Below are 9,307 nucleotides of genomic sequence, written 5' to 3' on the forward strand. Positions count from 1 at the left end.
TCCATTCAGCGTCCCGTTGCCTCGCATTCAGACGCTAAACGCAAGCCAACGGGACGCCAAACGCGACGCGATTGGCAACCCAACGCACTCCAACGGGCATCCCGTCGCAAAAAAAAGCCGCTTTTCGCCGGATGGCGAAAAGCGGCATATCGCGTCTTGTATATCGGTGTGTATCGTCTTCGGTTTCTATTTCAACAGAAAACAAAGTGTTAAATCCGTGATTTTATTCGTACAAAGACGTGAGCGTGCACAGCCTCGTCACTCAGCGAGGCGCCGCCGCACGTCTTCCAGTATGCCCACCAGCTCCTCTACCGTAGATGCCCGCAACATGGCAATACGTGTCTGCCTGAAATCAGGTATACCCTTGAATATGGGGCTTGCGGCAAGATGCCGCCGTGTATGCAATATACCACGATACTCGTCTATACGCTCCACATTGATGCGAAGCTGCTCTTCGAGTATGTCGATTTTGTCGTTGAGCGTAAGCGGATGAGAGGCATCCATAGCCAATCCACCGGTCTCACCCCCCATGACAGCCCCATCGCCAACAGCCCGCGAATTGAAATAATCCCTTATCTCCTTGAATATCCACGGGCGGCCGAACGTGGCACGGCCAACCATTATCGCGTCTACGCCGTAACGCTCGAAAGCGAGACGCGCCTCCTCGGGAGCGGTGATATCGCCGTTGCCTATTATCGGAATATGAATGCGGGGATTGCGCTTCACCTCGCCTATCAGCGTCCAGTCGGCCGTGCCGGTATACATCTGCGCACGGGTGCGTCCGTGGATGGTGAGCGCCTGTATGCCGCAGTCCTGCAACCGCTCGGCAAGCTCCGTGATGACGAGCTGCTCGCTGTTCCAACCCAGGCGCGTCTTCACCGTCACGGGAACGTTGACCGCCTTGACCACCTCACGTGTGATGTCGAGCATCAACGGGATGTTCTGCAACATGCCCGCACCCGCTCCCTTACCGGCCACTTTCTTCACGGGGCAGCCGAAATTGATATCTATCACGTCGGGGCGGGCCTGCTCCACGATGCGGGCGGCCTCTACCATCGACTCTACGTCGCGGCCGTAGATCTGTATTCCCACGGGACGCTCATCGTCACTTATCGCCAGCTTGCCCATCGTCGACTTCACCGACCGCACCAACGCCTCGGCGCTTACGAACTCAGTATATACCATCGATGCCCCGAAACGCTTGCACAGCGTACGGAAGCCAATATCTGTCACATCTTCCATCGGTGCGAGAAACACCGGGCGAGAGCCAAATTCTATATTGCCTATTTTCATGTCAATCGGTTTATTATGGTTGTCAGCATTCTTTCGTAGTCAAATATCATAACATTCACCTGCCCAGCAAATGATACATCCCACCGGCAAGCGGCTTTACCACGCCTTTCATCTCGAGTTGAAAGAGCAACGAGGTGACACGGCTTATGGGTAGATTGGTCTTCGCCGTTATTATGTTCACCTGCAAGTCGTTGGCCGTATTCAGCAGATCCACTATCCGCAACTCATCACCTGTAAGGTCGGGAAACAGCGAACGCTCTATACCGGAGGCCTTGGCACGGCTCAGCGCCGCGGCATCTTCCCACCCCATGGCCTGCACGAAATCGGAAGCCGAGGTGATAAGACCGGCGCAGTTGTCGCGTATCAGATTGTTGCACCCCTCTGAACCTGCCGCGCCAACGGCACCGGGAAAGGCAAACACGTCTCTCGAATAGCCACGGGCTATACCCGCCGTGATAAGGCTGCCGCCCTTGGCCGCCGACTCAACGACAACAGTGGCGTCGGCCATGCCCGCCACTATACGGTTGCGCCGCACGAAGTTCACCTTGTCGGCCTTGGTAGACGACATGAACTCGGTGAGCAGACCGCCATGGTCGAGCATCCGCACGGCGGTGTCCCTGTGCGACGACGGATAGATATAGTCAAGCCCGTGGGCAAGTACCGCCACGGTATCGAAACCGTGGTCCAGCGCATTGCGGTGCGCGCAGACGTCGACACCGTATGCCAGGCCGCTGACGATAAGCGTCTGCGGGCACAGGTCTCTGAGGTCGGCCATGAACCTGCGTATGAGGTCTTGCCCGTAGACTGTGCCATGACGTGTGCCCACCATGCTTACGACGCGGAGAGCGTTGAGGTCTGCCGAACCCCGATAGTAGAGCACGATAGGTGCATCGGCACATTCCCTAAGCCGCCGCGGATAACCGTCGTCGGCAAGTGTGAGCGGCCTGATTCCGTGCTTTTGCATGAACTCCATCTCGGCCTCTGCACGCCGCAGGGGCTCATCCCAGCACGCGAGGGCAGCAGAGAGCCTTGGCGAACAGCCGTCGACAATGTCGCCGATATCGGCACGATGGTCGTATATGGCACGGGCATTGCCCAACTCACGATAGAGGGCGAGAGCGGCGGCATAATTGAAATGGCTGATACGTGTCAGCGCCATCGCATAAAGGGTGTCGCTGCCGGCCGTCATAGTATTCCGTCGTATTCGTCGCACCCGGACATCTTGCCGTCAACGAGGCACACTACCTCGGTCACGGCCTTGAAGCAAAGCCGCTCATCGGGCAGACGGTAGAAATCCTGGTGGAACACATACCGCAAGCCCACTTTCTCCACATACAGACGGGACATGAACTCATCGTCGCACCGCAAAGGCATCTTGTATTGCAAATTCATCCGCGCCACCACCGCGTCTATGCCACGGCGGTGCATCTCGGCGAAACTCAGTCCGCACTTTTTGAGATATAAATGTCGTGTATGCTCCGCATAATGCAGATAGTTGGCGTTGTTCACTATTCCTTCGATGTCGCACTCATAGTCGCGGACTTCCATCTTCGTTTCAAATTGATATTCCATCATTGTCATTTATATTTTGCTGAATTAAATGAGTTTTATTGTAGAGCGGGAAAGGTGCATGGGAGTAAACTTGTCTTATCTTGAAGCTAAATAAACCTTATGTACACTCCAAAAACACCGCAACTCACGGACACCCTTTCATCCCAAAAGCCTCATCGTTCCTTTGATTTTAAAAATTCATATCCGAAGCGACACCGCAGGCAGTCTTTTCGGTCGCAATACTCGTTTTTGAGCTGTATCAATGCCTGACTGTCACCGGCCGAACGCACGTCGAGTCCGCACTCGCGCCACATTCTTATTATCCGGTTATTCTCAGGTTTGAGGCCATCAAGCATATCAACCGCACGCTCGCAAAGCCGCTCATCGGATATATGCCGCCCGTAAGCGAATATCACCGGAATGGCCGTGTTTATCATAAGCAGGTCGAGGGAGAAAGGCGACAGGCGCTTTTCGTTCTTCATGCTCTCCGAAGCGAACGTGTAGTGGGTTTCCCAATATGGAGTGACATGAGTGCGCATCATATCCCGAAGAGAGTCAACGGAATCGCACTCGGCAAGCGCCCGCAGCCCCATCCTACGACCGTGATACAGGTTTGCCAGTTGCGAGATACGTATGTGAGGGAAATTTTGCGGTCTGAGCCTGAGGAATCTCCATTGTTTCCAGTCCATCGGAGACAGACCGAACTTATGCGACAGATAGGCATACTCACCGCACAGACGCTTATAGTAATCATCGGCGAGCGCCCCGTCGCGATACCGCTCAGGTATGGACTCAGGGGTGAGCAGCCCCGCCTGCCCCATGAATACGGCCTCTACCTGGAACAAATCGTCACGATGATGGGCCACGGCAGCGAGCGGCACCCGGCACGCCCACTGCTCAAAGGCATCGCCATTGATGCCGAACCCGTAGTTGCGGGCAAGCGTGATGAAGCAGGCATCTTCCCACGAGCCTCCGCACAACTCTGCCCTGCGACGTATATCGGCCGTTTTTCGTTCGAGACGCTCCGTCTGCAACGCGGCCATCCATGAGTGGGCGGTAAGCCGGGGCAGCGTGGCGACAACACGGTGACAAGGCGGATATTTATCTTCATGCAGCAATGTCTCATAGTTTTCAAGCACATGAGGCAGCACCTCAAGCCTTATCTGCGGTATACGGCGTCCTTGCGAATCGAATACATCACAGTCTGTATCTCCCGCCACATGCAGCACCACATTGTCGTACGCACGGTCTCGCCCGTGGCCATGCCGCTCCCAGTCGGCCGACCGGTCGTGTATCTCCACGTTGCCGACCCACAACGTACCACCGATTCTCACCTTGGCATTGAAAAAATCCGGTCCGGCTCCGTTGTTGGGAAGTCCCGGATCTATCTGTTCCACCGACCGGCCGTCGGTTGTCGCCAACATTGACGGCATCAGGCGATGGCGCCATACGTAATGCAGGAGTTTTTCCATGATGATTATTTGGTTATTCATTAAATTATGTCGATGCGGCAATCACCCGACAAACCGTCAGCTATCGCATGGTCGCATGTATATCACACTCCGCCGGATATATCCTGAACGGCAGGCTTCCCGCCATCCGCTCTTTTCATCCTGATGTTCAGCTGGTATATGGACGGCAGGAGGATGCACAGCGAGAACAGCACGCTTGCCAGCACCGCACGCCCGTCGCCGTTGAAGATTACGATGAGGGGGACGTTCGGATCCGGCAATATATTATATAGTATATATGCTATCGTGTTGTTCACCCAGTGATATGCCACACCCGGAACAATGCTTCCCGTACGGTAATACATCCATCCGAGCAGCATCCCGGCGATCAAAGCATGGGGCATCTGCGCCGGATTTCCGTGCACAAGGGCAAACAACAGAGCCGAGACGGCTATGGCTATCCAATGCTTCTTGAAACCGGCGAGCAGCGCACGCAGTATAGCTCCACGGAAAACAAGCTCCTCGACAACCGGCACAAGCAGCCCCACCACATAATACCCGTAGCGGTTTTTCAATATCATGGCAAACTGACTGCCGAGCATATCGGGCAGTTCCGGCAACTTCTCTTGCAGCCATGTGGATGGTATCACCATGCCGACAGAGGCCAACACACACCAAAACAGCACCCCCCATGGACGAGACCGCACATAATCGCGCGACACACGGCCCCACCGGGCAATCAGAAACACGGCTCCGGCGACAATGCTTGACGCCGCCATGGATATTATAAGGCTATCGGCCGACGGGTCACCGGAAACACCGGTCAACCTCATTATCAACATCACGACAGCGGTCACACCTACTTGCAGGCCCATGAACACCATGAGATATATAAACGCTTTTTTCATAATCGTATATCAGTTGTTTGTTTTTTTACATCCTCTTCCAGTATCCCGACAGCAAGACGGGCGTCTTCACGCAACTGTGCGGCAAGCTCGGCCGCACCATGAAACTTACGTTCGGTGCGCAGGCGGCCTACGAACGACACGCTGATCCTACGGCCGTAGATATCGCCCGAGAAATTAAGTATATGCACTTCGAGAGTACGGCGGTTTCCGCCGAACGTAGGGCGGAAACCTATGTTCATCATCGCATGATACCTGACAGGCTCTCCGTCCATCTCAACCCACACGGCATAGACACCCGTAGCGGGAATGATCTTGTCTGCATCGTCCGGCTCGATGTTGGCGGTAGGGAATCCGAGCCCCCTGCCCACATGCTCTCCGTCTACCACACAACCGGTCATCGAGTAATGGCTGTTGAGACACAGGGCAGCCATTTCCACCTCGCCGGCTTCAATAAAAGAACGGATTACGGACGAGCTGACGCTCACTCCGTTCAGTATCAGCGGCTTGGCGAGAACCACATCCATGCCTATGTCTACACCGTGGCGAACATATTCATCGAAACCCTCGCTGCGGTTACGGCCGAACCTGTTGTCATATCCTGTCACGAGAATTTTCACTCCGATCCTCTCGCGAAGCACACCGCTCATGAAATCACGTGCCGAAAGACGTGACATGGCTTCATCGAACGGCAATATCACGCAACGGTCGATACCCGTAGACTCGAGAAGCGCCGTCTTTTCGTCAAGAGTATTAAGCATTCTAGGACGATAATCGCATCCGAGCACCTGGCGGGGATGGCGGTCGAACGTCACTACAACGGCCTCCGCTCCCAGTCTTTCCGCCTCCTCTTTCACCTGTTTTATCAGATAACGATGCCCCCGATGCACACCGTCGAAGAAACCGACAGTGGCCACACACTCCGCGGCGACATCATCCATATCCGTATATTTAACGATTGTCATATTCCGATTGATTAATCTTCACCGTATATCCGTCTCCACTTTACGATGTCACACAGCCGCCGCCCTCTTTGAGCAAATCATACGCAACACCTCTCCTATGAGCATCACGGGAGATGTTCCGGCCATTATCATGATCCATGTATCGGCAGACAAAGGCACCGTGCGGAACATTGTGCCGCCAAACGTGACTATAAGCCACTGGCCTACAAACACTATCGCAAGCACGAGCAGCAGCCCCCTGTCTGCCGTGAAGCCGCGGAAAGCCGAGCCACACGTGCCCCACGCCTTGGCATTGAACAGGTTCCACCACTGCAACATCACGAAAACGGTGAAGAAGACCGTAAGCTCTTCGGCCGACACGCCGGCTACATTCTCAAAATAATAGAGCATGGCCGACATCACGATGAAAAACAATATTCCTATAATAAGTATAGCCCTGCCCATCGACTTGCTTATTATGAACTCGCCGCGACTGCGCGGACGCTCATTCATCACGTCGCTTTCAGGCGGCAACGAGGCAAGAGCCATCGCCGCAAAGGTATCCATGATAAGGTTGACCCACAGCATCTGCGGTATGGTAAGCGGCAACTCGGTACCTATGATAGACCCGCCGAGAACAAGAAGCAATGCCGTAACATTGACAACCAGCTGGAAAAAGACGAACCGCTGGATATTACGATAGAGCGAACGGCCCCACTGCACGGCCTTGACAATGCTGTTAAACGAGTCGTCGAGCAGTGTCATGTCGCTCGCATTCTTGGCAACCGAGGTGCCGGAGCCGAGCGACAAACCCACATGGGCATGGTTGAGAGCAGGCGAATCGTTGGTGCCGTCGCCCGTGACGGCCACCACCTCGCCACGCTTTTGCAGCATCTCAACAAACCGCATCTTGTCTGTCGGACGTGCCCTGCTCATCACTTTTATTTCTTTCACACGCTCATAAGCCTCCGCATCAGACAAAGCGGCAAACTCAGGGCCGGTGATATCAATCCTCAATCCCTCATCATCTCTTCCCGGAGAGGCGTCTCTTCCGTCTACCGGGAAACCATCCGCATCCGCCACGCCTATCTGCCGGGCTATCTCCAAGGCCGTGGCTGCGGTATCGCCGGTTATGATCTTCACGTCGATGCCTGCATCACGGCAACTCCGAACGGCGTCCGGCACTTCCTTGCGCAACGGATCGCTGATGGCGGCGATTCCCTGAAACGTCATCCCCGATATATCCACCGTGTCCGTGCGCTTGCAGGCGAAAGCCAGAGTGCGCATGGCCTTGTTCTGATAAGCCGTCAGCCGGGCGGTCATTTCCTTGCGCCCTCCATCCGTCATGGCGCAATGCCCCATCACTATCTCCGGCGCGCCTTTTACAAACAGCCACCGCTCGCCACCCACGTCGCACAGCGTGGCCATGTATTTACGCTCCGTGGAGAAAGGAAGCCTCTCCACCACGCGCGCTTCTTCACGCAACATACGATAGTCCTCGCCGTTGCCTTCGAGCCACAACAGCAAAGCCGCCTCCGTAGGGTTACCTATCCCCTGTCCGTCGTTCAGTTCGGCGGTAGTGTTGGCAGCGATGGCGATTGACAGTTTGCCTTGCATGACCTGTGACTGAGTGGAACCGCACTCATCACATCCCGAGACCATCTCGGCCACCTGCATTCTGTTTTGTGTCAGTGTTCCCGTCTTGTCGGTGCATATCACCGTCACGGCTCCCATCGTCTCACAGGCATGCAACTTACGCACGAGATTATTGCTTTTAAGCATCCTCCGCATGTTCAGGGCAAGCGCAAGGGTGACAGCCATAGGCAGACCCTCCGGCACAGCCATCACTATAAGCGTGACGGCCATCATGAAATATCTCAGCGCCACGCCCGTCATCCCGATGTAATCATCGGTATGCCAAAGTGGATTGGTGAGTATGTCGTGTACAAGAAATATCACGAGTGCCGATGTTGCCACGCCGGTTCCTATCTTGCTTATCAGAGAGGCGAGCCTGTCGAGCTGCATGTTGAGGGGTGTCTTAACCGCTGTCAGCTCCGTGGAACTGCCTGCCACATGCCCGATCTCCGTGCCGTCGCCCACGGCCGTCACCGTCATTCGTCCCGTACCGGCCATTACCATTGTCGACCGCAGCACAACATCCGACGGATATGCCCCGTCGTCCGCGCCATCGGTGCTTTTATAGGCAATCAACTCACCTGTCAGCGCCGATTCGTCTATCTGCAGGTCGGTGGCCTCAAACAGCACGCCGTCGGCAGGCACCTCGTCGCCCGTCTCTATTATCACCACATCGCCAACAACGACATCGCGGCGGGCAATCTCCGTCACACGGCCGCCACGCACCACCTTCACCGGCTCTTCCTCGCCCATTGCCGTGAGCACGTCAAACTTCCTGGCGGCGTCACGCTCGAAATAAAATCCCACAGTAGTGGCGAGAAACACGGCAAGGAATATTCCCGCCGTCTCGGCGAAGTTGCCTTCGACGAAAGCCAGACCGAGAGACACGCCCGCGGCGACGAGCAATATCTTTATTATCGGGTCATTATACTTATCTATATACAACCGCCAAAGGGATACCCTCACCGGCGGGGTGAGCATATTCTCTCCATGCTTGATGCGGCTTTGAGCCACCTCTGCGTCCGTAAGACCGTCTGTCCTCACTTCGGGACGATTTTTATTCTCTTCCATTCCTTACTTCCAAATATGGTTTTTACTTAAAATATAATCTTCAATCGATCAATATATAATACCGATGACCGGCCGCCATAACACTCCCGGAGCGCCCGGCATACCGCCTGTCTTCGTGCAAAGTTAGTCAAAAAAGGGCGTAACAACCGCTCTATGTAAAATTATTTAGTTTCTTTTTGCATAAAAAATTTGCATATTTAATTTATTAAACGTACCTTTGCACTCGAAATCAGAACGGTTGTCTGATTTTGTCGGGCTTTTAGCTCAGTTGGTTAGAGCAACAGACTCATAATCTGGAGGTCCCAGGTTCAAGCCCTGGATGGCCCACCGAAAACAGAAAGGCTAAGTGATTATAATCACTCAGCCTTTTTTCGTATTGTAAACCACATTTATACAACAGAGTCTATACAATGGGTCAGCGGATTTTTCGGGTCAGCGGGAGATTCGGGGGGGCGGG

At 54.6% G+C, this 9,307-nt stretch carries 7 protein-coding genes and 1 tRNA gene; 1 reads left to right on the forward strand and 7 read right to left on the reverse strand.

The window, feature by feature from the left end; all coding sequences use genetic code 11:
* Nucleotides 1–258 precede the first annotated feature (258 nt).
* From dusB to MoGM_RS02275, 7 genes are all read right to left on the reverse strand, one after another.
* On the reverse strand, nucleotides 259–1,293 hold the full coding sequence (gene dusB, locus MoGM_RS02245) for a tRNA dihydrouridine synthase DusB (protein WP_104368588.1): 1,035 nt from the start codon (nucleotides 1,291–1,293) through the stop codon (nucleotides 259–261).
* Between the two features lie 55 nt (nucleotides 1,294–1,348).
* Nucleotides 1,349–2,482 (reverse strand): DNA-processing protein DprA, encoded by a 1,134-nt coding sequence (dprA, locus tag MoGM_RS02250; protein ID WP_104368589.1) that lies wholly within the window; start codon nucleotides 2,480–2,482, stop codon nucleotides 1,349–1,351.
* A complete protein-coding gene (locus tag MoGM_RS02255) occupies nucleotides 2,479–2,868 on the reverse strand; it encodes a thioesterase family protein (RefSeq protein ID WP_104368593.1) in 390 nt (129 codons plus the stop codon). The genes dprA and MoGM_RS02255 overlap by 4 nt, the downstream gene beginning before the upstream one ends.
* 149 nt (nucleotides 2,869–3,017) lie before the next feature.
* Complete coding sequence (locus MoGM_RS02260) at nucleotides 3,018–4,316, reverse strand: DUF2851 family protein (RefSeq protein ID WP_104368594.1); 1,299 nt, start codon at nucleotides 4,314–4,316, stop codon at nucleotides 3,018–3,020.
* Nucleotides 4,317–4,399: 83 nt separating this feature from the next.
* Nucleotides 4,400–5,203 (reverse strand): CPBP family intramembrane glutamic endopeptidase, encoded by an 804-nt coding sequence (locus tag MoGM_RS02265; protein WP_104368590.1) that lies wholly within the window; start codon nucleotides 5,201–5,203, stop codon nucleotides 4,400–4,402.
* On the reverse strand, nucleotides 5,200–6,165 hold the full coding sequence (locus MoGM_RS02270; RefSeq protein WP_104368591.1) for a bifunctional riboflavin kinase/FAD synthetase: 966 nt from the start codon (nucleotides 6,163–6,165) through the stop codon (nucleotides 5,200–5,202). The genes MoGM_RS02265 and MoGM_RS02270 overlap by 4 nt, the downstream gene beginning before the upstream one ends.
* Nucleotides 6,166–6,213: 48 nt before the next feature.
* Nucleotides 6,214–8,850 (reverse strand): cation-translocating P-type ATPase, encoded by a 2,637-nt coding sequence (locus MoGM_RS02275; protein ID WP_104368592.1) that lies wholly within the window; start codon nucleotides 8,848–8,850, stop codon nucleotides 6,214–6,216.
* 253 nt (nucleotides 8,851–9,103) lie between these two features.
* On the opposite strand from MoGM_RS02275, the gene MoGM_RS02280 reads away from it, so the two are divergent.
* Nucleotides 9,104–9,177, forward strand: a tRNA-Ile gene (locus tag MoGM_RS02280).
* The last annotated feature ends 130 nt before the right edge of the window (nucleotides 9,178–9,307 follow it).

Source organism: Prevotella sp. MGM1 (assembly GCF_002933775.1).
Taxonomy (GTDB): domain Bacteria; phylum Bacteroidota; class Bacteroidia; order Bacteroidales; family Bacteroidaceae; genus Prevotella.